Below are 26,937 nucleotides of genomic sequence, written 5' to 3' on the forward strand. Positions count from 1 at the left end.
ATACCGGGAAAGTAGTCATGATTACCTGCGTTTATGACAGCAATGACAAGTCACAATATGATTATTTAGGCGATTACAAAAAGGTATTGGAAACGTCGACTGTTCTGATTGCGGAAGAAACACTAACCCAACCAAATAATGAACTGTTTTCAGGATATAAACTTATTGAAGTTGATGGTGGCGATTTGTCTGGTTATCGGGAACCTAACGTCGTCGTTGACATTGGTTACGGGGACCGTGAATATTGGGCATTTACTAATGAATATGGTCAACTAGTGCGTGTCATTGCTGAGGAAATCGTTATACAAGATGATAGTAACGAACCTGTAACATCGTCTGGCAGATACTATTCTGATGAAGCAAAGGTTCCTGGTGTTGAAAGTGACGTTTTAGATGAAGGACATGTAATTGCTGACTCTCTCGGAGGGGTATCGAATGCTTATAACATTACTCCCCAAAATAGTACTCTAAATCGTCATGGGGACCAAGCGTACATGGAAAAAGTAATCCGTGATGCTGGTGGAGCAACAAATTTTGAAGCCATTATCACATATCCAAATACGGAAACCCAAATTCCTTCAAGTTATCAATATACTTATACGATAATGGGTAACGAGATCGTTGATATATTTGATAATGTAAACCCTGATGAAGTAAATGCATCACTCGGTTTAACAGGCAGTGAGCCTTCTGATTCAACGAGTTCAAACCTAACCGGTGATATTTCTAGTGTTGATACGAACGGTAATGGCCAGGTGACGATTAAAGAAGCAAAAGCTGCAGGTTTTAGTATGCCAATAACCAGTGATCATTGGTTATACCCATATATGGACGATCGTGATAACGATGGTATGGTAGGTGAGTAAAATATCATTATTTTTCACTAACAGGTGAGTTAGCTTAATAAGACCAATTTTAAAAATCGATTCCTAATACGTTGTAAGGGAATCGATTTTTTTATGCTGTAATTTGCTTAACGTTGTAAATCCGCATTTTCCTGACGCAACCCTTATAAAGAGTTTAATAATCCTCCGTGATTATTCTTCGGCGAATTCACCTCACTAGAAACAGCATAAGCCTCCATAAGAGATGCATCATAAGGGACTAGCAACCTTTTTAACGATTCTTTTTCTTGTAGTTTAGTATTTAACCAAATCTTTTCTTCACGCCTTAGAATCACAGGCATACGGTCATGTATATCAGATACTAAAGAGTTTGCTTCCGTTGTCAGTACCGTACAGGAATGAATCATATTCCCCTCTGGAGATTTCCATGACTCCCATAAAACAGCAACCGGAAAAACTTCATCTGATTTCATCTATATTCGCATAGGAATCTTACTAGATTCATGCTTTTTCCATTCATAGAAGGAATCCATTGGTATTAAACATCTTCTTTTAATAAAAGCATTTCGATAACTCGGCTTTTCATCTACTGTTTCCGAACGTGCATTAATCATTTTGTAGGAAACTTTTTCATCCTTTGCCCATCCGGGTATCAACCCCCATTTTATTTTCCCCTTCCGGTTGCTTAAAACGGACTGTGAAGGAGCTACATTATAGTTAGGGGGGAGAATTCTTCATCAAATGCTGCATTCACATCAAAGCGTTCTATTAGCTGCTCAAAGTCTGCAAATAGCGTGTAACGACCACACATACTATCCTTCCTTTTCGAATTCAATTTACTTTAATATAACATATCGTGAAGAATCATAGATAATGCAGGAACAAATGTATGTTGTGAAGAATAATAGATGAGTGGGATATAAAATTTATAGGGAGTAGAAGCTATATGAAATTTAAAACTTTTAATGAAGATAAATTAGAGTTGTTGGGACAAGATGCAGGAGGCATATTAATTCGCGAATTGATGGAAGAAAAAATACTTCAGCTTTTTGTTCATTCTTTATCAATGATAGATCAATATGAAAATAATAAAGATCCAATACGATTTAAAAAAGAGTTTGATTTTGAGAATCATGCTGATTATGTTTTTTTCATTTAGTGATGTTTGGTACAACACTTTTAAAATATAATTCTACAGATTACATCATGAAGAAAAAACTGTTTGGAGGATTTGAAGAGGATTTATTTAAAGCTTTTACATTTATTAAAGGTTTAGAAGCTGGGCCATCATATTGAAATGTACTCCATTTTGATAGTCTATTGGAAAAACTACAGAAGTTTCAGCGATACAATATGAAATGTTACACTTGAACAGTGGACAAGCTTTATTATTTACTAAATTAGTTTAATTTTGTCCCCGCAACACTAATTTAGTGAAATGGCGTTTAGAGATTTTAAAAAAGTTCTAAAAAGCCAACAAACGTTGGTTTTATAAGGTCTACAATAGAGAGCGGTTCGACTCCCGCCATCTCGTATACATAAATCAGTAATTTCATTATTAAGTCATATAATTCAATTTTAAATACAAGGGGATAAAGTATCTATGAGGGAAATTAGTATTGAGTATTCAGACTATGATGCAGTGGCTGGTAAGATAATTTATTTTAATGAAAAAGGATATTTATTAGCACCTAATATAGTGTTTAGTAGAGATCAGTTAGGTATGTATTTTTACTATTTTAACGATGGAATTTCGCAGTTTGAAGAAGTAATTAATGTAGATAATTCTAAAAGAGTGAACTATATAATTAGTGGCGGCAGTATTGCAAATATAGAACTTGAACAACTTGCTAATATGACGATTAAACAGTTGGCTGAACTATTAAAGTAAGATTAAGTGGAAGAGATAATTAGTAGATATGACAAGGAAAAAAATGTATTGTTAAATTTGATAAGGAACAATATGGTGAAGTAGGTGTTCTTCTTGATATTGTTAAAGACAACTCTAAAAAGTATTATATTTTGCAAAAGTAACTACAGAGAATTATAAAGAACGCATTCATAGTATTGCCAAGTATTTTACATAGTCCAAATTGATTTGAAATGAAGTCTCTGTGGGCATAAATTTATGAGCCTAGAAGCCAGAAACCATGGGAATCTGGCTATAGCAAAAGCAGGCACCATACCCACATCTCAATGTAAAATCTTCCTTAAAACACTATGTATTTTTTTTACAGTTCCTCGCATCAGTATCTTGCATTTTTATGAATAATTATTTTGCAATACACAACTAAATATTGAAGAGTAAGTTATCATTAATATTTTACTATTTTATAGTTAGAGTTACGTTTTTTGCTAAAATTGAGTTTCAAATTTAGCACGAATAATCTCAACAAAGTATTCAACAATGTGATTTTGACACGGAACAGCCATTTTAAAGTATATGCTGTAATCATTTAATAGCTTCTAAAATTAAAAAAGGCTTTTCGAATTTTACGTAATAATATGAATTAAGGAGATTCAATTACAAAATAAAAACCCCCAGCCCTGCAAAATGGTAGCGGGGAAAGGGTTAAGTCAAGAGCAATTCCAGCCCTGCAAATGATAGCAAGGAAAGAGGATGCTCATATTTAAAATATAATTAAAGACATTATAATATGTGTAAAAGTAAATTGTCAACAATTGAAGAAAAAGAATTATTATCAGAAAAGTAACATTCAAATGAATAAGGATTTATGCAATTATGATTTATGGGATGAAGAAAGCATAATAGATCGTTCGGATATTTTGTTTAAAAGATTTCTAAAAATCTGGACATACTTTGGAAAAGATTCTAATTAATTAAATAACAGAATTGAGAGTAAGGACTGAGTGGTTTCTCAGTCCTTAATAGAATGAAGTAGAGAGCACTTTTATTGGAGAATATACGTGCAAACTTAGGTATAGGTTTACACCTTTTCTCCCTTTCTCTCAAAATACCAATGCAACCTAAATCCACAAATCTCCTTAGTCCATTCATAAACAATCCCATTAAAAGATTCTACAACATCAAAATTCAAAGCAAACTCTCCATCAACAAAAGTAGTTTTCCCTTTCGAAGATCCACTCCACTTCGTCATAGGCATTCGCTTAATAAGGGAAGCAACATTTTTCAAATCACTGTCAATAACATCAATCTTTCTTCTATACTCTTTGGATGTTAAGTAATCGTGAAAGTAGGGGGCAGCATCTTGCGCTTTCAATGGTTTACACCAATGATCTACACCTCTTGACAGCATGTATTTCAGCAACACCATTTTATAACTTTTAGACATCGCTGTTTTTTCAACTTCTTCTAGCCAATCCTTATATAAATCAAAAGCTTCTAATTCCTGCACATTCAATTCCCCAGCTTCTTTTAACATCCCCACATACGAACCGAATTCTCTTCTAACATTAGAAGCGATGATTCCTGATTTCAGATGATAGTCGAGGTAGGTTGGTTGAGTTCCCATTTCTTCTTTCAATCTGAAATATTCATAAATAATCCTCTGTTTATGAGACGCTGATTTTCTTGCCATTTCTTTTACTAAGTCGATAATTTCTGTCCCCAGGTGAAAAGTGCAAAGACTTGGTAGGCTAGTTTGAATTGTTTTTAAAGCTACTTTATCAGTTAAATCTGTAGTGAATACTGTTAGTTTTGTGTCTGCGTTTCGATAATTTCCTATTAAGTCAATTATTACGCAGTGAGATTTACCTTCTGCAATGCGCAAGCCTCGCCCAATTTGCTGCGTGAACACTGCAATCGATTCTGTTGGTCGCGCAAATAGGAGGGTGTCGACAGATGGAATGTCTACACCTTCGTTAAATAAATCGACTGTGAATATGATATCAAGCTGCCCTGCTTCTAGATATTGTTTAGCTTTTAATCTTTCATTTCTAGGAGTAGTTCCACTTAATGCAATAGATTTAAATCCCGCTTGTGTAAAGTAATTACTTAAGAAGTTAGCTTGTCTCACAGTAGAGCAGAAGCCAATTGTTCTTGTTTGTTTCCGCTCTAACCATGCCTGTAATATCCTATCAGCCATTTCTTCTCTTAATTGAACGCGAGACAATTCTTCCTCGTCATAGCCTGTTCCAATCCAACGAATTTGGGAGTAGTCTGTATCGTCGTAAACTCCGTAATAATGAAATGGAGAGAGCCAGTTTCGCTGGATTGCGTCGATAAAGTGGATGCGGATCGCGATGTTTCCATCACAGATGCTATAGACGTCTTTATTGTCTAAACGGTCAGGTGTTGCAGTAATTCCGAGTAGAAATTTAGGTTTAAAGTAGTCCAACATTCGTTCGTAGCTTGGAGCAGTTGCATGGTGAAATTCATCTACTACGATTAAATCGAATGTTTGTGGATCAAATTGCTCTAGATGGAATTTTTGAGATAGCGTATGAATAGATGCGAAGACAAAGTCAGCATCTTTATTTTTCTCAATAGCATTATATATTCCAGCAGTTTTATCTGGATGAACATGTAAGAATGAAGCCTTTGCTTGGTGTAGTATTTCTTCACGGTGCGCAACAAATAACACTCGCTTGAATTGCTCTGCGAAGAACGCTGCTAAATAGGTTTTTCCAAGTCCTGTTGCTAGAACGACAAGTGCTTTGTCATATTCATCCTGCATAGTTTCCTGTAATGCATCTAACGCCATAACCTGTGCTGGACGTGGTGTGAGCTTGGTCGTTTCTGTAATGTATGGCTCTACCTTTTCTTGAATAGTAGATTCGGGAGAAGAGGGACCAAACATGACTTCTTGTTCTTCTGACTCGGTCCATTTTTGGCTTAAAGGAATTGGAAGATTTGCTTGTTCATATGCAGTTGCATAAGTTTCTAGTGTTTCTTTGTTTAAGGCAATAGTAGCTTCGGAATAAAACAGTTTCATAAATTCATCTGTTGCTTCCTCAAAAACAGATCCACTCATTTCTGCAGGTGCATATAGACTCCACTCAATTCCTTTTTGCAGAGCCGAGGCAGATAAATTAGATGATCCAACAATTAGATGATTGTTTATTTCTGAGCGAAACAAATAGGCCTTCGGGTGGAAGGAAGTACCATAACTTTTATGTAGCCTAATTTCTGCTCCAGGTAATTCCTGTAGAAGTAATTCCAGGGCTTGGGGTTGTGTAATATATAAGTAATCCCCAATTAATATTTTGAGTTCCGAGTTTCTTGCTAGTGCTTCTTTTAACGAAGGTAGCACTAGCTTCACACCTGATTTCATAGCAAAAGCTGTTATCCAATAAATACTAGATGCTTCAGCAGATAGCTTTGTTAAGTCATGAATAAGATTCGACGTAATAAGCCGTAACTTATTCATCCTCCACCTCTATCAAATAAATTCCATCCTTAAATCCACCGCGTTTTTCTTTCTTAGCAATACGGATTTTCTCTAAATCTTCATAAGTCGCTTCATGAATTGGAAGCGCAGCATGAATGAGCTCCAAAATGTCTGCTAGTTCTTCAAGGGCATCTTGGTGGTTCTTCGTTTCTTGGAATTCTTGTATTTCTTCATATAATTTTTTCTTTATTTCTGTTAAGTGTTCGGAAGGATCTAATGTACGTGTAGTGAACTTGCTACCCGATTTTTCGATAACTTGTGGTATTAGGTCGCGTACTAATTTGTTATAAACTGGCATTGGACAACCCCCTTTTTCTCTTTATTATAATCCTGGCTAACAAGAAAATCAGCTTTTTTGGTTGTTTTTAACTGGAGAACGAAAGGCGCGTGAATGGACTCCCATCTGGAACCCTTATTTCATATTAGCCCCTAATTCCCCGGAATATAAAAGTTTTCTACTGGAACGTCAAAATACATAAACATATCCTTAAAATATGTCTCATCAATTAATTTGTTAAGCACGCCTTTGAAATATCCAGGCAAGTTACGTATTTGTTTTCGCTTGGTTGCCGTCACTGTAATTTTCAGTGCATGATAGGCTAGGTCATCAAAAATGTCTCCATCATTTTTATAAATATCAAAACGCAGCATTTCACTTGATAAAGAACGGTGAATGCCGAAGAAATTGCGTGCTTTTTTTGTTTCTCCAATTGTACTTGAAAGTAATTCTTTCATTCTGCTAAATAGACTTGTGGATAACTTTTTCGATTCCATAGGAGACGTGTTAGTAAGATCTTTAAAAGAAGATTTTAAGAATAACGGTTCTTTCTCAGAAATTGGCTCATTTTCCTCGTCGTCATGCGGGGTGTCGGCATCTTCTCGACTGTTCAAACTCCCCTGATCATCGAAGGGTAAAATAATATAGATGTTCGCACCTAGCCCACTCATGACAGGGCGTACATAGTGAATGCGTTGAATAATGCCAAGCTGTTCAAGCTTTCGGATTGCTCGACGAACAGTCGCGTTCGATTTGCCGATCGCTGTTTCAATCGTTGCGTGTTTTAAATGGGCAGCTCCATATTTCACCGAATACCTGCGGATCACATCGAGCACCAGATGGTCTGATTTGTTTAGTTCATATCGATGGAATGCGCAATGTTTTGCAGCAGCCTCATCCATTTCTGCTATGGAATTGAAACGAGCGTGTTTTTGTAAGTAGTGAGTCATTAGAATTCCCCCTTTACCTTCTATATAGAAAGAAGTAGTCGAAAAGTGGACAGGGGAAGGAAAAGTTTTAATTTGTGTCGTGTGTTAGAATCATTGTTCAGAGTATACTACTGGAAAGGTAGAAACGGTGTGATGATAATGAATAACTTTGATGGAAATGAATTAATACAGGAGTTTTCGAAAATTCAACGTGAATTATTTCCTAAAATTAAATTAGAAAATAATTTTCAAAGAGAGAATATACAATTTATTGCGGGAGTAGATTTGTCTTACTGGGACATGAATGAAAGGAAGTACGGTGCATGCTGTATTGTCATTATTGATTATCGTACAAAGGCAATTGTCGAAAAAGTGTACAGTTATGGAGAAATACTAATCCCTTACATTCCAGGTTTTCTTGCATTTCGAGAATTGCCTTTAGTGATAGAGGCAGTTAAAAAGCTATCGAAGCAACCAGATCTATATATGTTTGATGGAAATGGTTATTTACATGATCGACACATGGGTATTGCTACTCATGCCTCATTCTTTTTAAATAAACCAACTATTGGAGTGGCAAAAAGTTATCTTAAAATCCAGAATGAAGATTTTATGATGCCAGCGAATTTAACAGGCTCTTACACCAATATTGTAATAAATAATGAAGTCTATGGCCGAGCTTTGAGAACAACCAAAAATGTTAAACCCATTTTTGTTTCTTGTGGGAACTGGATTGATTTAGATACAAGTATGGAAGTTGTGATGAAATGTATCAATAATGAGAGTCGTTTACCTATCCCCGTTAGATTGGCAGATTTAGAAACACATAAAATAAGAAAGCAGCTAATGGAGAAATGTTCGCAGCATTAATTGTATCAATTCTTTCATTTAACCATAAAAAATAACCCATCCTTGAGTTGAGTGCTCTGATGGGTTACTACCTAATCAATAGCCAATCCCCTTGAAGGGAACCTACTATTATATTGGACCGTTTGATGCGCAAACATCGAATGGTCTTTTTTTATTGTACTCACATGTTATTCTTATTATATGTCTATATTTTCCTTTTTTCAAGTATGAGGATATATGATTACTCTATCATGTCCAAGACCGGTCTATCATTATTGCATTTATTTTATTTCGTCTTAAACTTATTAATCTGTTCATTTAATTGAATAGCTAATCCATCTAACTCTTTCGCAGAAGTAGCGATAGTTTCAGTAGAGGCTAGTTGTTCTTGTCCTGTTGCTGCGATTTCTTCGGTACTTGCTGCAAAATCTTCTATTTGTGATGTTACCTCTTGAATTTGACTGGATACATTTTGAGAATCTTCATTAACGGTATTCATAGCTGCTGCAGTTTGTTTAAAACCATCGACAATTCCTTCATACATACGCTTAATTTTATTAAACGCTTCTTCTGTAATTTTTAAAGCTTCTCTTTGCTCATCTACTAGTTTATTTGATTGTTCGAAGTTCAGAACAGCTAAATCTGTCTTGTCTGCCGTTTTTTCGATAATGATGGTGATTTCACTTGCTGATTTAGATGTCTCTTGGGCTAGTTTTCTTATTTCATCTGCTACTACTGCAAAACCTTTGCCAGCCTCACCTGCTCTAGCCGCTTCAATTGATGCATTTAGTGCTAACAAATTCGTTTGTCCTGCAATCGATGTAATAATGCCGACAAATCCTGTGACTTCTTCAATCATTTCTTTTAGATCGTTAACAGAACGATTGACTTCAGTTGAAACTCGAATGGATTCATCCATTTTTTTCGTCTGCATGTCAACACTCGTTTGTCCCTCCATAATTGAATCAATTGATTGAGCAGCTTGTTCTGCATTAACAGACGTTTTCTTTGTCATCGCATCTATTAAAGCAACCACATTTGATAGCTTCCCAGTAATGTCACTCATTGTCTGGGCTTGCTTTGAATTCCCCGCAGCGAGTTGATCGATTGTTGTGACGACTTGTGTGATAGACTCCACATTTTCAACTGTATTTTTTGTTAAATTTTCCGAATGATTGGTCACAGTGGAAGATACCAATTGTAATTCGGAAGCGATGTCCTTGAGTACTTTTCTTGTTTCATATAATGCTCTTGCCATATCTCCCGTTTGATCTTTGATGTTTAACAGTTTTTCTAATTCATCGTCGGTATCCACTAAATTTAAATTAGCCGTTTTTTCGGCAAACTGTGTTACTTTCACGATCGGTTTTTCAATTGCTTTTCCTAAGATATAGGATAAAATGACGCCAATTACTAGAGAAATACATAACCCCCATAATACTGGGGTAGGAATCATCAATCCAGACTGCCATTTGTTGCGCGGTTTCTTCCTTTGCAACGGACATTTCACTATTACTAGTACGCATTAAGATGGATGCGCTTACGTTAATTACTGCGACAATTATGGAATTAATTAATGATAAGAGAATAATTTTTGTAGATATTTTTTTCATTCTATTAAAGCCACCTTATAAATTTGTATTGTGTTATGTTATGTCATTATTCATGATCCACCTTAAACAAACCTTAAAAAAAGAAACTTTTTGCATTGCATGTCTCACTAAATTCCTTTTCACTGTGCGCATCACCTTTATATGTCTTAATTACTAGCATATTTTAGGGAGAGGGGACGGATTATATTAATTGTCTTCTTTGATTAATTTTTAGGAGGGAGGAATGGACATGTTGTTTTTTGAAAGGGAAATAAAGAAAGTAAGTAAAATAGTTGGGCCGACTGGATGGGATACAATGCGATCACAGGACCCACGCGTAAATGGGCAATTACGGAAAGAGCAGATAGCCAAGGAAACGGAAGCAAGAAATGCAACGAATCGTCGAAAACGATTATTGAGAGGGTATGATTAAGTAGAAAAAAAGACGTTGCTTCACCGAGAAGGTGTGGCTACGTCTTTTTTTAAAAAGTATAAAACATGGTAAAATGAGAAAGAAATTCAGCATTAACTCTAACATACAGGTGATGAAATGATACATAACTATTTAGGTGAGACTATTCAATTTGAAATAACTTACAAAAAGCGGACAACTATAGGAATTACTATGGATGCTTATGGAAATCTTGAAGTGCTGGCTCCGAAAGGGACAGCCTTGGATAGTGTGATTCAATTATTAGAGGATAATTGGCAGCTTATTCAACAAAAGTCTAAAGAACAGAAGGATAGACTACTTGGACCACAGAAAAAGGTCTATGATCATGGGGAGCGCTTTCTTTATTTAGGAAACAGCTATCCTATAAGGATTCATCACGATATACATATTACGAAAGACCATGTAGTGTTTGAAGAGGATCAGTTGCATATATATGTGAAGCAGCTAGATGATGCAAAGATAAAACAAGCTTTAAAACGTTTTTATTATCAGCAGTGTAAAGCGTTAGTGGAGAAAAGTATCGCATCCTATCAAAGCAACTATAAAGTAAAACCACGTTCAATACGTATTACTGATAGCCAAAGTAACTGGGGAACCTGTGATTCCAAGCTGCAGCTAACATTTAATTGGAGACTTGCAATGGCACCTCTTAAGGTAATAGAGTATGTAGTCGTTCACGAAATGTGTCATATGGTCCATCTAAACCACGACCGCTCCTATTGGCGCCTTGTTGGGAAAATAATGCCCGATTATAAGGAGCAGGAAAAATGGTTAGAGTTATCAAGCTGGAAAATGACTATATAGAAAGGTACCAGGCTCTGAAACAATTCTGAATTGTATTAGAACCTGGTACCACATAGTCAGTCTCTCACAAAGCGACCCATGTCATCTGTATATGGACCTTTGATAGAAATTTTTAGTAGCATTAAAGTCATTTGTTCTGGGGAGTAGGAATAATTATTTTTTATCCACCAAATAATGCTTTCCAAATAAGCACCTGTTACGTAACTTATAAGAAGACTAAGTGGCAAAACTAGTTTTTCTTCATTTGGTGTCGAGTAATGTAAGCCTATCGATATAAACTCTTCTAGTATGATTTTGACTTCATTGACAAAGTGGGGGTCATGTTTCAAAATCAAAAATATTTCGTAAAAAACATGGTGCTTTTGAATATGATTGAATAAGGCAATCATATTAATTGGCAGTTCATTAAATGTTACGTCTTCAATCAATATCTTTTTTCTAATGATGAGGGAGTCTCTTAAGTCTTGTAATACATCCTCTGACATACAATTCATTAAGGAAGGAATATCATTATAATGCTTATAAAAGGTGGGACGTGTTATCCCTGCCTCATCACAAACTTCTTTTACCGATATTGTTTCTTTTGACTTAGCTAATATTTTTAGTAGAGCTTCATGTATTTTCTTTTTGGATTTCAATTGCCTAGGGTCTAAACTTTCTTGCATGACGTCCTCCTAATAACTATTGCCAAAGTTAATTTACCATAGATTATAGCATAAAAAACCAATACAAATATTTGTGTTGGTTTTTTATTATTCCATTTCTCACCTGAAATAATATTCTATAATAATGAAATTTTCTATTGTGAACTATTGAACATAATGTTAATATTATTTTGACTTATTTTACACGGTGTTAAATAGAATCGTTGGAGAGGTTGAATAAGCATGACTAAATACAATTTAGAGGAACTAAGAATGCTAAATGAATGTTTCTTAGCTCTTTTCATAGTTGCTGATTTTGCATTATTGCTCTTTTTTTACCAAAGTCCATATCCCTGGTTTGCACTTTTAGGATCAGGAATCGGTTTATCGATTATTGTTCTTTGTTGGTCTGGAAGAAAGTACATACTTTTTGTTGCTTCATTGTTAGTTTTTTCGATTGCTCATACGCTTATCTACAATTGGAGCGAAATAATACATTAATAAGAAAATCATTACCTTAATAGGAGGGTATTATATGTCAGAACAAGAAAAGAAAAATTCAGTTTTGGACAAACGTTCTTCTAGACGTACCTTTATCAAAAACTCTGGATTGACAGTAGGTGGGGTTGTTTTAGGTGGAGCATTGGGGAGTCTACTCGTAAACAAGGAGACATCAACAACTACTGAAACACATCAACACAATGCTACCGTATCTTCTGCTAATCCAAACGAAGCGTTAATGTTCCTAACACTCGAACAATACAATGTTGTCGAGGCTGCTGCTGAACGTATTTTTCCAGAAGATGAATTAGGCCCAGGAGCTAAATCATTAGGGGTTGCAATGTTTATAGATCATCAATTGGCTTCGCCTTGGGGACTTAGTGCTAAAGAGTATATGACGGGACCTTTTAAAGTTGGAACTGCTACACAAGGTTACCAAGGACGCCAAAAGAATGCAGAAATTTTCATGATGGGGTTAACTGCTCTAGAAAATTATACAAAATCTAATTATGAAAACGCTCGATTTAATGAGTTGACAGCAGAACAACAAGATGCAATTCTCATGGATTTTGAAAATATCTCAGGGGAAAATAAAGTCCTAATTACAGGTATTACATCCAATCAATTTTTTAATATGTTGAAAAACTTAACATTAGAAGGTCTCTATTCCGATCCGATGTATGGTGGTAATAAAGGTATGGGTGGATGGAAACTCAAAAATTATCCAGGTCATCAAATGTCCTTTAAAGCAGTTATGGAAAAAGAAGAATTTATCGTATACGAACCACAAAGTTTAAGCTCTATGCATTAAGTAATAGAAGAATAGGAATATAGAGGTGCTAAAAATGGTTACAAAATTACCAAAAGTAGACGCAGTAGTCGTAGGAGTAGGTTGGGCGGGAGGAATCATTTCAGCAGAACTTACGAAAAAAGGATTTAAAGTTGTCGGATTAGAACGTGGGAAAGACCGCAAAACTTCCGATTTTTTAACTGGTCACGATGAATTGAAATTCGCTCAACGAAAAGAATTAATGCAAGATTTATCAAAAGATACGCTAACATTCCGCAACAAGGATTCAGAAGAAGCATTACCAATGCGAAAAATGTCTGCCTTCTCATTAGGTACAGGCGTTGGTGGCGCTGGTGTTCACTGGAATGGATTTACTCACTTATTTTTAGATTATGACTTTCAAATCCGTACGAAAACAATCGAACGTTATGGAGAAAACAAAATTCCTGAGGACATGACACTTCAAGATTGGGGCATTACGGAAGAAATGATTGATCCGTATTACCAAAAGTTTGTGATGATGGCTGGAACTTCAGGTGAAGCAAATCATTTCCGTCCACGTAGTTGGGAATACCCGAATCCGCCGATGATAAAAACCCCAAAAATGAAAAGGTTTATTGAGACAACGGAAAAGATGGGTCTACACCCCTTTGTCAGTCCGTCTGGAAATCTTTCACAAGCTTATGAGAATCCAGATGGCATTAAACGAGGGGCTTGTGAGTACTGTGCTTTTTGTGACCATTTTGGTTGTGAGTACGGTGCAAAATCAGATCCACTTGTAACTGTATTGCCAGTAGCACATGCAACAGGGAATTTTGAATTGCGCCCTCATTCTAACGTGTTGGAAGTACTTCATTCAAATGGGAAGGCATCAGGCGTTCGCTATATCGATGTGCAAACAGGGGAAGAATTCATACAAGAAGCGGAAGTTGTTATTTTATCTGCATATACATTTACGAATACGAAACTACTATTAAACTCTAAGGTTGGAAAGCCTTACGATCCTACCACACAAACGGGTGCCGTAGGTAAAAATTACGCGGATCATTTTCTAAGCATGGCATTTGGCTTCTTTGACAATGAACAATTCAATGATTATGCGGGAGCTGGTGCACTAGGCGTATCTTTAGATGATTATCATGGAGATTTCTTTGACCATACAGATTTAGATTTCCTGCATGGTGGTTGTATTTCTACAACACAAGTTGGCAATCGTCCTATCGGAAGTAACCTTGTACCGCTTGGCACACCTGGCTGGGGGAAGGAGTTTAAGAAACAGTCACTTTACTATTATAATCGTCAAATGATGGTTTTCTCTCAAACGCCAATGATGCCAAACCGATACAACTATTTAAGCTTAGACCCAATTTATAAAGACGAATATGGGATGCCTTTACTTCGTATGACGGTAAATTACGCACAAACAGATCATAACGCCCATAAATTTATGACGCAAAAATGTTTAGAAATTATGGAGAATTTGGGAGCTGATCAAACGATGGCTTTTGATCAAATGGGTGATTATAATATCGGTGCGTTTGTTCCAGAACATAGCGTTGGAGGAACAATTATGGGAGCAGATCCTGAAACCTCTGTAGTAAATAATTACTCACAGGTTTGGGATGTGAATAACGTATTTGTATTAGGTGCATCTACTTTCGCAAACCAATCTGGTGTAAATCCAACAGGTACTCTAGGTGCTTTAGCTTATCGTGCTGCTGAAGGCATTGAAAAGTATTTAAAAGAAGGTAACTTATTAGTTTAATTTTTACCATATACAAAAAGGGAATCAGGTATAGCTTGATTCTCTTTTTTTTTCTTACATAGATACCGAATTTTATTGACTTTCTATCTACATATTTTATACAATTGTAATTCGACTGAAATTTTAGAAAGGTTAGGGGGTAGTATCATAATGAGCACTATATATGAAGAGGAATTTAAGAGATTGCAAGAAGTTTTGTCTACACTGGATGACCGAATACACAAGCTAGAAAGTATTCCAGTTTACTATGGAGATAACTATACCGAGCAAGTTCTTGAAGATATGAGGGAAATCAATCGGCAAAACTTACGAATTGGTGCACAGGAGCCATACTTTGGACGTTTAGATTTTAAGGAGGATGGACAGCTCGAGCCAAATCCATTATATATTGGGAAAGTCGGTGTTTCGGATGAGGAAGCGAAAAAACCAATAGTTATTGATTGGCGTGCACCAGTGGCGAGTATGTTTTATTCGTTCAATGGTGGAGAAGAACTGGCTTTTTATCAATCGCCTGATGGATTAGTAGAGGGAGAAGTCTATTTAAAAAGAAACATCGCCATTCGTAAAAGAGAGCTGGAGCGTGTTGTGGACACGTATGTAAAAGGAAGTGAGGATGTATCCCTAACAGATGAATTTCTCTTGTACCGATTAGGGGAAAGCAAAGATAATAAGTTAAAAGATATCGTTTCCACGATACAATCGGAGCAAAATGAAATTATTCGAGCTGAGAAAAATAGTCCATTATTGATACAAGGGGTTGCAGGGAGTGGGAAAACTACTGTCGCTTTACATCGCCTTGCTTTTTTAATTTATGAATATCGTGAACAGCTACAAGCAGATAGAATGATTATTTTCGCTCCAAACAGTTTGTTTTTAGATTATATTTCTGGTGTACTTCCTGAACTAGGAGTAGGTAATATTAAACAAACTACTTTTCCAGAGTGGGCGTTGCGTCTTTTAGATAATGCAGTGAAATTAAAACAGCCAGAAGACAAGTTAAGAGAAGCCTTTTCCATTAATCGAGACAATCATAAAGTTATGCAGGGTAAATTAAAGGGGTCACTCAAGTTTCAATCATTCATTGAAAAATGTCTCACTCAATTTGAAGAAAGTCTCGTACCAGCAACTAATTTAGAACTATGGGATCAAGCTGTCATAACAATAGATGAAATTAAGAAGTGGATACTTGAATATAAGCATTATCCATTAACAAAGCGTAGGGAACGATTAGTTGCACGAATCAAGCGTTGGATAGAAATAGAACTGAAAAAGTTCGACGGAACCGATGAGAAGAAGCTATTGAAAAAAGAAGCGAACAATCGATTGAATGCATATATGAAGTTTTGGCCAAAAATGAGCGCTTTATCATTTTATAAATCCTTAATGAATCGACCAGACATAGTAGAACTATTACCTGAAGAGCTTGTTCGAGAAACAGCGAAGAATTGCCAAAAAAGAGAAGTACATGTAGAAGATTTAGCACCGCTCGTCTATATCCATCAGCAGTTAACAGGAATAGAAAGCAAACAAAAATTCCATCATGTTGTCATCGATGAAGCACAAGACTTTTCACCGTTTCAAATTTCTATATTAAAAGAGAATACACTAGGCAATTCGTTTACTATTTTAGGTGATTTATCTCAGGCAATCTATAATTATCAAGGTATAGAGGATTGGAATGATTTTAAAGAAGTGTTTAAAGAGACTGGTTATTATGAACTGACGAGAAGCTACCGTTCTACAAAGGAAATTATCGAATTTGCAAATGAGGTTATTAAACAAGCCGAAGTCCCAGTAGGTCTAGCAACCCCAGTTTTTCGTAGCGGTGAAAAAGTGAAAGTGATCGTTACAGATGATCAAATGACCGAAATTATTCACGTACTACAAGATTTACAAAAGGAAAATCTTAAAACGATTGCAATTATAGGTAGAACAGAAGCTGAATGCCTTTCTATATATGAAAAGTTACAAGAATCAGGGATTGATGTGAACGTCATTGAAGCAAATCAAAGAAAATACGAAGGTGGTATTTCTGTCGTACCCGTGTATTTAGCGAAAGGCTTGGAATTCGATGCAGTGCTACTTATAGATGTGGACGCAATTCACTATAAAGATTCAAATTATGATGCCAAGTTATTATATGTAGGCTGCACGAGGTCTCTCCACGATTTACGTATATTCTATTCAGGTGAAGCTTCCCCATTAATTCAACGAATACCGAAAGAATTTTACGAAAGTAATTAATAGATGGTTGAAGAGGATTGCTCCGTGGTATGTTAGAGGGTCCTCTTTTTTGATAATAAACAAACGCATAAACATCATTAAAACGAAAGTTCATGATATGTTTACCACATTTAATAGAAAAGGAGAATACAATATAATGAAAAATTTATTGAAAATCATTGCTGCTACCATGATACTCATCCCATTGCCTTTTGCTTCTGGAGGATCTGTAAGTGCGGCCAACCCTTCAAAAGTTATGTGGGACAATATGGAGCTAAAAAAGGGCCAAATTGGACGGGTTACCATCTTAAAAGAGACATCACTATTGCATATAGGTAAAGACCCTTCGGTTGATGGAGGTGCCGTCCGTGCTTTGAAACCTGGCGAAGTGTATCGAGTATACTCTACAAAAACACCAGATGGATATGTTCCCATGTATGCAGTAGGTGGGGAGTATTATATTATACAAAATAGCACTTTAAATGGAGTGCATGTCAAATATGAAACACCATCTAAAGCGAAGCTAGCGTTACTCAACAAGAAATAGTTAAAAGAAGCCACATAATTGTTGCTTTTTTGTAAAAAATATAAGTGGAGGTATACGTTCAAATCTGTTTATTTAACAGAAGTAGAGATTGAAGAAGCAAAGCAGCTAAGGAAAAAATAGATGATGGGAAATATAGAAGACCCTAAATGAGTAATAATTGTTTCTGAAATGAATTTATCTTTTGGTTTTTGGTCATAACTGTGGTTGTGCGGAAAAAAACACAACTCTAAAACAATTCACAAGAAACATGTAGTAAAACGAAGGAAAGCCTGCTATAATTGCAACCTGTGTAACCACTCAAAGGTTACTAACTCAAGTTTCACAACTGAACTCAGGTATTAAAGTTTTGTTATAACAAGGATGCAAGTTATTATTGCGGTTTTGTTCGAACACGTTTCTCACGACGAATCTGTTTTTGTCTATGCAAATATGGATATGGTTTAGACCGGTTTTTTGAGTGCATATTTTGAGTAATATATATTTTAAAAGGGGAATAACATTCATGAGCGGTTATAACGCAGTATCAGCAAAAAACACGGAAAATGCACCAAATGGTAACGGTCTATATTCACAAACTGTAGCTTTTTCTCATTACAATAATCTTTCAGCGCAATTACCTATCGATCCAAAAACAGGTAAAATGGTCGCTGGTGGTATAAAAGAGCAAGCTGAACAGTGCTTTAATAATATTAAGGCAATTGTAGACAGCATCGATCATGTTATGAGCGATATCGTTAGAATCACGGTATTCGTTAAAGATATCAAAGACTTGGACGCTGTAGACGAAGTTTATAAAACATTTTTCCCAACATATGTTCCTTCACGGACAACAGTTGCAGTTTCAGCTTTACCTATGGATGCTTTGGTGCAAATTGAAGCGCTTGTTTCACACGGTGAAGGTACAATTCCGAATGCACCTCAAGCAGGCGACCTCATAAAGCTTACAAATAACACGTCCAATGCACCAACAAGTTCTCTATCCACACAAACTGTAGCTTTTTCCCATTACAATAATCTTTCAGCTCAATTACCTATTGACCCAAAAACTGGCAGATTGGTAACTGGCGGTGTAAAAGAGCAGGCTGGACAATGCTTAAAAAATATCAAGGCAATTTTAGAAAGTATCGACGTTCCTTTTGACGATATTGTTAAAATCAATATTTTCCTTAAAAACCTCTCGGATACTGAAGCTGTAAACGAAGTTTATACAACATTTTTCCCAGACTCTGCTATTGCCAGAGCTGTAGCCTATGTCCCTGCACGTACGGTAGTAGCAGCTTCCGCTTTACCTATGGATGCTTTGGTACAAATCGAAGCAGTGGTATCACACGGAGATGGTACACCTCCACAAGCTATTGAAGACAGACATGGTATTGTTATATGGGCAAACAACACTGAGAATGCACCAAAGAGTTCTCTATCTACACAAACTGTAGCGTTCTCTCACTACAATCACCTTTCAGCTCAGTTACCTTTGGACTCAAAAACGGGTGAAATGATAGCTGGTGGTGTAAAAGAGCAGGCTGAACAGTGCTTGAAAAACATCAAGGCAATTGTAGAAGATATCAACCACGTTATGGATGATGTAGTTAAAGTGAATATCTTCCTGAAAGATATCGCGGATATGGACGCGGTAGACGAAGCTTACAAAACATTCTTCCCAGGCGGTGTTCCTGCAAGAAGAATAGTTGGCGTATCAGCTTTAGCTAATGATGCTTTAATCCAAATCGATGCAGTTGTGGCAAATGCTGAAGGAACACCTCCTAAAGCATAACTGGCCATTTGTTTGAAAAAAGATCCATCAAAGTTAATCGAAATACAATATTCTAATCATATAAAAGGCGCTATCTCATTTTGAGATAGCGCCCTTTTTTTACAATCTTGATGCTTTATAAAAAAATAGATAACTTGTCAGTCTATATGATGAAACTTTTTTGGAGCGTGTCATTTAACCTTCGATACTAAATACTTTTGTGAAATCTATTAATATGAAGAAGATTCAAAGTTACGAAATTGACTTATTGAAAAAGAACTTTCACCTTACTCTTTGTTTTCTCATCCATTGCGTTGCGACCCACTTTTCACCAGTTATTACTGATGCTCCAGCATGTAAAGTTAACTCGTTTAAATTTTGATCGTTATAGAAATACTCAAAGTAAACTGCCATCCCTTTTTTGGGTGACACTGAAAAATTCAGTTTAGGAAATAAAGTTTCCCCGCCTTCTTCTACATCATTTAAGTACATAACGAGCGTACTAATTCTATTATTGTTTGCTGCTTTACTTGTTGAAGAAAAGAAATCATAATGAGCTTTGTACTCTTGACCAGGAGTATACTTAAGAATTTGAATACCTTCTCCATGTTCTATGGGGATGTTCATAATAGATGCGATCCTTTTTTCGACTCTAGTAACAATTACGTTATCACTTTCTTCTATAAATGAACTACTGCTTGTTCTCAGTTCATTTACTTCTCGTGTCATTCCAATTTTTGAACGTTTCATTTTGTCCTTAGACAATCTGATCAGTTCATCGCACTCTTCATCACTTAATACATTTCCTAACATAATTATCAATGGCTCTTCTAATCTAGTAATTATGTCAATCTCTCTATCAGTAATTATTTTATTTCCAATGTGATCAAATATAGTTTGCTCTCTTTTCTCCGTAATCATCTTCAAAGCCCCTCTTAGACTATATAATTTTTAAAAACAGTAATGATGTTTAAAGGTCTTTTACTTCAAATGTGTATGCACTTATACTTTCTTTTGGAATAAAATTCATTTTATTTTATCGCACTATTTTAAAATTCACAACTTTGTGAAAAAAATATCGGAAGGAATTTTATGTAATTTTGGGCTAGGGTAATTATTGAAGCACGGAAAGTTCACTTCTGGAATTGGAGTAACACGAATTGGATCACTGTGTACTTTTTTGTGACGAATCCAAAAAAGAATAGTCCCTAATTTCTAACCTACAATTTATGCGATTTGGAGGTTTTAATTAAGGATAAAGAGCAAATCCATCCAAACATGTAATGAAGTTTTTTCTCAAAAAATAACAATTCAAAATTCTAAAAATTTGTGTTAAAATAAAATATCAGTCTACTTAAAGTTTAAATAAGTACGTATTATTTCAAACAAGGGAGAAAGGACTGTAGTTTATCTGAAAATGTTGGGGGATAGTAGAATGAAAAATTTATTGGCTAAATGGAATAAAATAAGCCTCGTAAAAAGGATTGTAATCGGTATTATTATTGGGGTTATCTTGGCTTTAACTGTTCCTAGTGGTGCAAGCTGGATCTCCATTTTCGGTTCTTTATTTGTTGGTGCATTGAAGGCAGTTGCACCAATATTAGTATTATTTTTAGTAATGCATGCAATTGCCGTACATAAAAGTGGTAAGAAAACGAATATGAAATCGATTCTTGGTCTTTATGCTATTGGTACATTTTTAGCTGGGCTTGTCGCTGTAGTAGCAAGCTTTATGTTCCCAGTCACTTTAACACTGACAACAGGAGCGGAAGACCTGACTCCACCAGAAGGTATTTCGGAAGTTATTAAAACATTACTATTTAACTTAGTTTCTAATCCAATTGATGCATTAGTAAATGCTAACTATCTAGGAATTTTAATGTGGGCGGTCGTTCTTGGGTTTGCACTAAAAAAGGCAAATCAGAGTACGAAAGATATGCTAGGTAACTTTTCAGATGCAATCACGAAAGTAGTACAATGGGTGATTAATCTAGCACCACTTGGTATTATGGGACTAGTATTCGATGCAATTGTAACAAGCGGTCTATCTGCATTAGCGGATTATGGTAGATTAATATTAATATTAGTTGGATGTATGTTGTTTATCGCACTTGTGATGAATCCGTTAATCGTATTTATCTATACGCGAAAAAATCCGTATCCAATTGTTTTACAGGTTTTAAGAGAAAGTGGTATTACAGCATTTTTTACACGTAGCTCGGCTGCGAACATTCCGGTAAATATGAAATTATGTGAGAAACTAGGCTTAGATGAGGATACGTATGCAGTTTCTATCCCTCTAGGAGCTACGATCAATATGGCTGGCGCAGCTGTTACCATTGCAGTACTAACACTTGCAACAGTAAATACGCTTGGTATTGAAGTTGACTTTATGACAGCACTTATGCTTTCTGTAGTAGCAGCTGTTTCTGCTGCGGGTGCATCAGGGGTTGCAGGTGGATCACTTTTACTTATCCCACTGGCATGTAATTTATTTGGAGTTCCAGCTGATATTGCAATGCAAGTAGTTGGTGTTGGCTTTATCATTGGTGTTGTTCAGGATTCTTGTGAAACAGCACTCAATTCGTCTTCTGACGTTCTGTTCACTGCTACTGCAGAATACGCGAAGGAACGTAAAGAAGGTAAAACAGTTACGATGAATTCTAAAAACTCTGTAAGGGTTTAATAAATACGTTGAATCAAGGTTAAAAGCCGCGATTACCGAAACTGATTCGGTGATTGTGGCTTTTTAATTTTGGAAAGCTTTTTGAGTGAAAGTGACGTCTAGTTTTACTTCGAATACCTAAGGACAAGAAAATCCTTAAAAATATAATATTTATTTATCAACATGGGTAACATGTAATAAATAGTATTTGGACATAATGAATTATATCTGTATACTAGGTAAGTAAGTCATATGGTCAGACGTTCGACCTTTTATTTAATACATCTTTGTGGAGGCATCAAATGAATTATTTAATCTCAATCATCGGCTTAATAGTCGTTCTAGGTCTTGCCTGGGTTGCAAGTAACAATCGTAAAAAAATAAAAATCAGACCAATTATTCAGATGCTCGTTATTCAAGTAGTTTTAACTTTTTTATTACTGAATACGAAATTTGGATTGGTTCTTATTAAAGGAATCGCAGCTGGGTTTGAAAAATTACTCGAATTCGCGAATGAAGGAATTAACTTTGTATTCGGTGGCCTTGCGAATGAAGGACAAGCTCCTTTCTTCTTAACAGCTCTGCTACCTATCGTTTTTATTTCTGTTCTGATAGGAATTCTGCAGCATATTAAAGTACTTCCTTTCATTATGAAATGGATTGGATGGGTAATTAGTAAAGTAAATGGCATGGGTAAATTAGAATCCTACAACGGAGTAGCATCCGCTATAGTGGGACAATCGGAAGTTTTTATAACCGTTAAAAAACAGCTTGGACAATTATCTCCGCAACGTCTCTATACACTTTCTGCGTCAGCGATGTCCACTGTATCGATGTCCATTGTCGGAGCATATATGACGATGGTTGAACCGCGATATGTTGTAACGGCAATCGTGATTAATTTATTCGGAGGTTTCATCATTTCTTCCATCATTAATCCGTACACTGTAAGCGAAGAAGAAGATCTTCTAATTGTGCAAACGGAAAAACAAAGCTTCTTTGAAATGTTGGGTGAGTATATTTTAGATGGATTCAAGGTTGTCATCATCGTTGCGGCTATGCTGCTTGGATTCGTTGCATTGATGGCAGGTATAAATACTATCTTTGATATGATATTTGGGATATCATTCCAAGAGATTATGGGATATGTCTTTGCACCATTTGCAATTTTAATGGGTATTCCCGTTTCAGAATCAGTTACAGCAGGCGGTATTATGGCTACCAAATTAGTTACAAACGAATTTGTGGCGATGCTTTCATTAAATGAATTGGCTTCAAAACTAAGTGAACGTTCCATCGGTATCATTTCCGTATTCCTTGTTTCCTTTGCAAATTTCTCTTCGATCGGAATCATTTCTGGTGCGGTTAAAGGGCTTCATGAAAAACAGGGAAATGTCGTAGCACGATTCGGATTGAAACTTTTATACGGAGCAACGTTGGTAAGTGTATTATCAGCGATTATTGTAAGTCTTATCCTCTAATTAGAAAAAGAAGATCCGCAGCTGCTGCAGGTCTTCTTTTTTCATTTTCCCATCATCCCGACGCAAAAACAAAAGGAGTGAAAATAAGTTATACTTGAATTACTAGATTCGTTAGTATTTTCAAAAAAAGGGGGAATGGGCAACATGATTAGAATGATTAAAAAGACAAGTAATGAATCACTCTATTGGCAAGTTTGGAAAGTGGGAAAGCAGTTATGTACGCTATCTGGCATTCTAGGGATGAATGGCGAAAAGGAAGAAAAACGATTGAAATTATTGGAGAGCTCTAAATTAGCGATGAATAGATTAGCTAAAGAGAAAGTAAATCAAGGATATGAACATGTTGAGAAAAATTCATTAATTAAAGTGGTAGTACAGTACCGGTATGAAGATGAAGAACAATTCGACGAAGCAGAGGAAAAAAGTTTATTTGTTGAGGATTTAATAGATGAAGCTTTGCATTCTACTGGAAATGGTGAGCTTTACGGCTCAGAAATTGGTGATGGTGCTGGGACTACCTTTTGCCTGGTGGTCGATGTTGAATTAGCCTTTAAAACTATATGGAAAGTACTATCTTCTCACAATTTAATAGAGGGGGTAGAAATTGCCTTTTTACATGATGAAGGCCAATATATATCCCTTTATCCAGTAGGTGCAAATTTTGAAATTGGCTAACTAACAAAACTGTTCAAGTAGATGAGATAATCTTCAAATTGATGGTACAATAGGAATTCAGATAGATGAGGTCGTATTAAGTCTAATTGAATAGAAAACTAGCGGAGGTGTTAATAATGAATAAAAAATGGACGATTGAACAAATCCGAGAGTATGTGAAGAAGAATTCAGATAGTGAATTACTTTCTAATGAATATACAGGTTACTCACAAAAACTACAGTTCAAATGTTCTTGCGGAAATGAATTTGAAAAGACTTTTACTAAGTTTAAAGGCAGCAATCAGAAAAAGTGTTCAAGCTGTCAAGAAGCTAGACCATCTCGCTAAGTTAAAAGCAGACCCAAGCATTCAAGCTAAGGTCTGCTTTTTTTATATGGTTAAGGCAGTAAGCTTTCCTGTCTGATATTGCTTAAAAAAGGACTTGGTTCGCCTACACTATATAAGTGCAAGTAATGCATGGCTCTCGTACAGGCGGTGTAGAACAATCTGCGAAGATTTTCATCGCCGTATACTTGGGCCGATGCATCATACATAATTACTGCGTCGAATTCGATGCCTTTTGCCAAATAAGCGGGTATGATGACAACACCTTGTTCATATTCAGCGGAACCTTTCTTTACGAGCTTAATGTCGTCATCGTTGCCAAGTGCTTCATAGGCAATGATGCTTTCTGCTGCAGATTTGCATATAATGGCTATCGTATTATACTTTTGCTTTCGCAATTCTGCGATTTTAGAAGCAATGCGGCGGTGCAGTTCCGCATGATCAGGCAATTGTGTCAGCACAGGAGGCTCACCGTCTCGTTCAAAAGGAGTAATGGTTTCACCGTTGGGCACAAGCTGCCGTGTAAATTCAACGATTGGTTTGGTGGATCTGTAGCTCCGGTTTAACGTGATCGTATCCGTTTCATCTGGTCCGTATAAATTTGTGAGGAGATGAAAATCACCTGTTTCACTAGCATGAGTGAATATCGCCTGATTAAAATCGCCAAGCACTGTCATTTTTGCTGCTGGAAATAAACGTTTTAAAAACTCGTATTGAAATGGGGAATAGTCTTGTGCTTCGTCTACAATTACATGTTTGATCGAACTATTCATCTGAAAGCCTTGAATCAATTCTTTTAATAGTAAAAATGGGGTAGCATCCTCGTAATAGAGTTTGCCTTCATCAAGCATTTGCTCGGATAATTGACAAATATCATCCCAATTCTCGGGAGTTTTACCTTTTGTCCATTGGGTAATCTGTGCTGGATCAATGAAAAGTTGCTTGTATATGTTCTTTATATGAATAAATTGAAGTGACTGAATCTGTTTGCGCAGGGACTTCAACTTTTTACGGACGATCAAACGACTGAGTGCGTCGGTCTCGCTTTCATAGTTATCAAGCATTTCCTCAGTAAAGCCTTGTTTTTTTTGTAAATGAGTACGAGCTTTTTGATATTCTGCATTGCTAAGCAGCTCAATCTCTTCCTGTACCCATGGTTCGGTCAACTCGCGTTTCTCCGTTTCATCAACTAGCTTATTCAGCCATTCCACTAATTTTTCTATCCTGCTATAAAAACGCAGAGATGTGTCCTTACTATAGAACCTATCCGTGATTTGTTCAGCAGTGACGATTGGTTTTCCTTTAAATTTAATTCCTTTGAAAATCATTCCGGATAATTCCAATGCTTGTCGGTAATTTTTGATCACTTCGAAAAAATGAGGAGACGCTTTGAAACGGATGCTTGCAGTTCTAGCCTCGTAGGAAGGAGTATCCGATTTTGTCAATACAAATTCCAATTGATCGTAACTATTCTCCACCTGAAATGCATCGCTTAGTCGATGGTTCAAATAATCCTGGAAGGTGACTTGTTGCATATTCTCTTCACCAAGCTCTGGCAATACAGTAGATACATAGCTGTTGAACATAGCATTAGGAGAAAATAGAATGATTTGGTCGGCTCTTAGGCTTTCCCGATATTTATAAAGTAAGTAAGCAATCCTTTGCATAGCGGCAGACGTCTTGCCGCTGCCAGCAGCTCCTGACACGATGAGCAGACGCTTATGGTCATGGCGAATGATGCGGTTTTGTTCCTGTTGAATGGTGGCTACTATGCTGTGTAAATGTTTATCAGTACCTTTGCCGAGCACTTGCTGTAAAATTTCGTCTCCAATAGTGAGACTCGTATCAAACATCGACTCGATTATTCCATTATGAATGATATATTGCCATTTTTGATCTAGCATGCCGTGAATTACTCCTCCAGGCGTGCTATATTGAGCAGGACCAGGGGAGGAATCATAATAAACGCTTGAAATTGGTGCTCGCCAGTCATAGATCAAGAAATTCTCCTCGGTAGCATCTCTAAGAGTGGAGACGCCGATATAAATACGATCTGAAGTAGAAGTTCCTTCTTCGGTGAAATCTATCCGACCGAAATAAGGGATCTCCTGCATGCGGCGCAAAGCAGATAATCGCTTGGAGGCTTGGTTGTGCGTGCTTTGTGTGATGGAAAGATTTTGAGCTTGTTGTCGCAAACTGATGATCGTTTCTAGATAATCGTCGAAGGTATCTGTGTTTACTTTGACATCATCCCAAAAGTTTTTTCGGAAATCAATAACTTCATTGCGACGCCGATTTGTTTCACCTTCCAGCATGCTAATTTGTTCCGTAATTGTTTCCATTACGCTGTCTACACGTTCTTGCTCCCGCTGAAATTCTGTTCCCATACAAACGCCCCTTTAAAAAGAAATAGTAGTTGACGAAAAAGGAATTATGATATATAATGAT

At 36.3% G+C, this 26,937-nt stretch carries 23 protein-coding genes and 2 pseudogenes; 17 read left to right on the forward strand and 8 right to left on the reverse strand.

Features of this window, described 5'->3' with window-relative positions; all coding sequences use genetic code 11:
- Positions 1 to 116: 116 nt before the first annotated feature.
- Positions 117 to 866, forward strand: a pseudogene (locus FS486_RS14625) (DNA/RNA non-specific endonuclease); the annotation flags it as partial.
- Between the two features lie 143 nt (positions 867 to 1,009).
- Here the strand turns inward: FS486_RS14625 and FS486_RS14630 are convergent.
- Positions 1,010 to 1,656: pseudogene (locus FS486_RS14630) on the reverse strand (SOS response-associated peptidase).
- Positions 1,657 to 1,791: 135 nt separating this feature from the next.
- On the opposite strand from FS486_RS14630, the gene FS486_RS14635 reads away from it, so the two are divergent.
- The 3 genes from FS486_RS14635 (at position 1,792) to FS486_RS20710 (ending at position 3,686) form a co-directional block, all read left to right on the forward strand.
- Positions 1,792 to 2,004 (forward strand): hypothetical protein, encoded by a 213-nt coding sequence (locus tag FS486_RS14635; protein ID WP_144512294.1) that lies wholly within the window; start codon positions 1,792 to 1,794, stop codon positions 2,002 to 2,004.
- Positions 2,005 to 2,448: 444 nt separating this feature from the next.
- Positions 2,449 to 2,736, forward strand: coding sequence for a hypothetical protein (locus FS486_RS14640; protein WP_144512296.1), 288 nt, complete (start codon positions 2,449 to 2,451; stop codon positions 2,734 to 2,736).
- Between the two features lie 791 nt (positions 2,737 to 3,527).
- Positions 3,528 to 3,686 carry a GmrSD restriction endonuclease domain-containing protein gene (locus tag FS486_RS20710; RefSeq protein WP_395940860.1) on the forward strand — a complete coding sequence of 53 codons (159 nt, stop codon included), beginning with the start codon at positions 3,528 to 3,530 and terminating at the stop codon, positions 3,684 to 3,686.
- A 107-nt stretch (positions 3,687 to 3,793) separates the two neighbouring features.
- On the opposite strand, the gene FS486_RS14650 is transcribed toward FS486_RS20710, so the two are convergent.
- From FS486_RS14650 to FS486_RS14660, 3 genes are all read right to left on the reverse strand, one after another.
- Complete coding sequence (locus FS486_RS14650; protein ID WP_144512298.1) at positions 3,794 to 6,196, reverse strand: DEAD/DEAH box helicase family protein; 2,403 nt, start codon at positions 6,194 to 6,196, stop codon at positions 3,794 to 3,796.
- A complete protein-coding gene (locus FS486_RS14655; RefSeq protein WP_144512300.1) occupies positions 6,189 to 6,515 on the reverse strand; it encodes a nucleoside triphosphate pyrophosphohydrolase in 327 nt (108 codons plus the stop codon). Before FS486_RS14655 ends, FS486_RS14650 begins: the two co-directional genes overlap by 8 nt.
- Before the next feature lie 131 nt (positions 6,516 to 6,646).
- Positions 6,647 to 7,444 (reverse strand): helix-turn-helix domain-containing protein, encoded by a 798-nt coding sequence (locus FS486_RS14660; RefSeq protein WP_144512301.1) that lies wholly within the window; start codon positions 7,442 to 7,444, stop codon positions 6,647 to 6,649.
- A gap of 138 nt (positions 7,445 to 7,582) precedes the next feature.
- On the opposite strand from FS486_RS14660, the gene FS486_RS14665 reads away from it, so the two are divergent.
- Positions 7,583 to 8,293 (forward strand): endonuclease V, encoded by a 711-nt coding sequence (locus FS486_RS14665; protein WP_144512303.1) that lies wholly within the window; start codon positions 7,583 to 7,585, stop codon positions 8,291 to 8,293.
- A 265-nt stretch (positions 8,294 to 8,558) separates the two neighbouring features.
- Here the strand turns inward: FS486_RS14665 and FS486_RS14670 are convergent, their stop codons facing one another.
- Positions 8,559 to 9,728, reverse strand: a complete 1,170-nt coding sequence (locus tag FS486_RS14670; RefSeq protein WP_144512496.1) for a methyl-accepting chemotaxis protein — start codon at positions 9,726 to 9,728, stop codon at positions 8,559 to 8,561.
- A gap of 380 nt (positions 9,729 to 10,108) precedes the next feature.
- On the opposite strand from FS486_RS14670, the gene FS486_RS14675 reads away from it, so the two are divergent.
- Both FS486_RS14675 and FS486_RS14680 read left to right on the forward strand, forming a co-directional pair.
- A complete protein-coding gene (locus FS486_RS14675) occupies positions 10,109 to 10,297 on the forward strand; it encodes a hypothetical protein (protein WP_144512305.1) in 189 nt (62 codons plus the stop codon).
- 117 nt (positions 10,298 to 10,414) lie between these two features.
- Complete coding sequence (locus tag FS486_RS14680) at positions 10,415 to 11,122, forward strand: M48 family metallopeptidase (protein ID WP_144512307.1); 708 nt, start codon at positions 10,415 to 10,417, stop codon at positions 11,120 to 11,122.
- 56 nt (positions 11,123 to 11,178) lie between these two features.
- Here FS486_RS14680 and FS486_RS14685 read toward each other — a convergent pair whose 3' ends face one another.
- A complete protein-coding gene (locus FS486_RS14685; RefSeq protein WP_144512308.1) occupies positions 11,179 to 11,787 on the reverse strand; it encodes a TetR/AcrR family transcriptional regulator in 609 nt (202 codons plus the stop codon).
- 222 nt (positions 11,788 to 12,009) lie between these two features.
- On the opposite strand from FS486_RS14685, the gene FS486_RS14690 reads away from it, so the two are divergent.
- The 6 genes from FS486_RS14690 to FS486_RS14715 all read left to right on the forward strand — a co-directional run bounded on the left by FS486_RS14690 (position 12,010) and on the right by FS486_RS14715 (position 19,366).
- Positions 12,010 to 12,267, forward strand: coding sequence for a hypothetical protein (locus FS486_RS14690; protein WP_144512310.1), 258 nt, complete (start codon positions 12,010 to 12,012; stop codon positions 12,265 to 12,267).
- A 34-nt stretch (positions 12,268 to 12,301) separates the two neighbouring features.
- Entirely contained in the window at positions 12,302 to 13,078 is a 777-nt protein-coding gene (locus FS486_RS14695) for a gluconate 2-dehydrogenase subunit 3 family protein (protein WP_144512312.1), read from the forward strand.
- Positions 13,079 to 13,112: 34 nt separating this feature from the next.
- Positions 13,113 to 14,822, forward strand: a complete 1,710-nt coding sequence (locus tag FS486_RS14700; RefSeq protein WP_144512314.1) for a GMC family oxidoreductase — start codon at positions 13,113 to 13,115, stop codon at positions 14,820 to 14,822.
- Positions 14,823 to 14,972: 150 nt separating this feature from the next.
- Entirely contained in the window at positions 14,973 to 17,066 is a 2,094-nt protein-coding gene (locus FS486_RS14705) for a HelD family protein (RefSeq protein ID WP_144512315.1), read from the forward strand.
- A 136-nt stretch (positions 17,067 to 17,202) separates the two neighbouring features.
- Complete coding sequence (locus FS486_RS14710; RefSeq protein WP_144512317.1) at positions 17,203 to 17,592, forward strand: hypothetical protein; 390 nt, start codon at positions 17,203 to 17,205, stop codon at positions 17,590 to 17,592.
- A 502-nt stretch (positions 17,593 to 18,094) separates the two neighbouring features.
- Positions 18,095 to 19,366, forward strand: a complete 1,272-nt coding sequence (locus FS486_RS14715) for a RidA family protein (protein ID WP_144512319.1) — start codon at positions 18,095 to 18,097, stop codon at positions 19,364 to 19,366.
- A 261-nt stretch (positions 19,367 to 19,627) separates the two neighbouring features.
- Here the strand turns inward: FS486_RS14715 and FS486_RS14720 are convergent, their stop codons facing one another.
- The gene (locus FS486_RS14720) at positions 19,628 to 20,266 is read right to left on the reverse strand and encodes a 2OG-Fe(II) oxygenase (protein WP_144512321.1); all 639 of its coding nucleotides are present in this window, start codon (positions 20,264 to 20,266) and stop codon (positions 19,628 to 19,630) included.
- A gap of 514 nt (positions 20,267 to 20,780) precedes the next feature.
- Here FS486_RS14720 and sstT point away from each other — a divergent pair.
- The 4 genes from sstT to FS486_RS14740 all read left to right on the forward strand — a co-directional run bounded on the left by sstT (position 20,781) and on the right by FS486_RS14740 (position 24,492).
- Positions 20,781 to 22,031 (forward strand): serine/threonine transporter SstT, encoded by a 1,251-nt coding sequence (gene sstT / locus FS486_RS14725; RefSeq protein WP_144512323.1) that lies wholly within the window; start codon positions 20,781 to 20,783, stop codon positions 22,029 to 22,031.
- Between the two features lie 281 nt (positions 22,032 to 22,312).
- Positions 22,313 to 23,491 (forward strand): NupC/NupG family nucleoside CNT transporter, encoded by a 1,179-nt coding sequence (locus tag FS486_RS14730; RefSeq protein ID WP_144512325.1) that lies wholly within the window; start codon positions 22,313 to 22,315, stop codon positions 23,489 to 23,491.
- A gap of 144 nt (positions 23,492 to 23,635) precedes the next feature.
- Positions 23,636 to 24,166, forward strand: a complete 531-nt coding sequence (locus FS486_RS14735; RefSeq protein ID WP_144512327.1) for a hypothetical protein — start codon at positions 23,636 to 23,638, stop codon at positions 24,164 to 24,166.
- Between the two features lie 116 nt (positions 24,167 to 24,282).
- A complete protein-coding gene (locus FS486_RS14740; RefSeq protein ID WP_144512329.1) occupies positions 24,283 to 24,492 on the forward strand; it encodes a hypothetical protein in 210 nt (69 codons plus the stop codon).
- A 50-nt stretch (positions 24,493 to 24,542) separates the two neighbouring features.
- On the opposite strand, the gene helD is transcribed toward FS486_RS14740, so the two are convergent.
- Complete coding sequence (gene helD / locus FS486_RS14745; protein WP_144512330.1) at positions 24,543 to 26,876, reverse strand: RNA polymerase recycling motor HelD; 2,334 nt, start codon at positions 26,874 to 26,876, stop codon at positions 24,543 to 24,545.
- Positions 26,877 to 26,937: the final 61 nt, after the last annotated feature.

Origin of the sequence: Bacillus sp. FJAT-22090 (genome assembly GCF_007676755.1) — a bacterium.
In the GTDB taxonomy this organism is placed as follows: domain Bacteria; phylum Bacillota; class Bacilli; order Bacillales_A; family Planococcaceae; genus Psychrobacillus.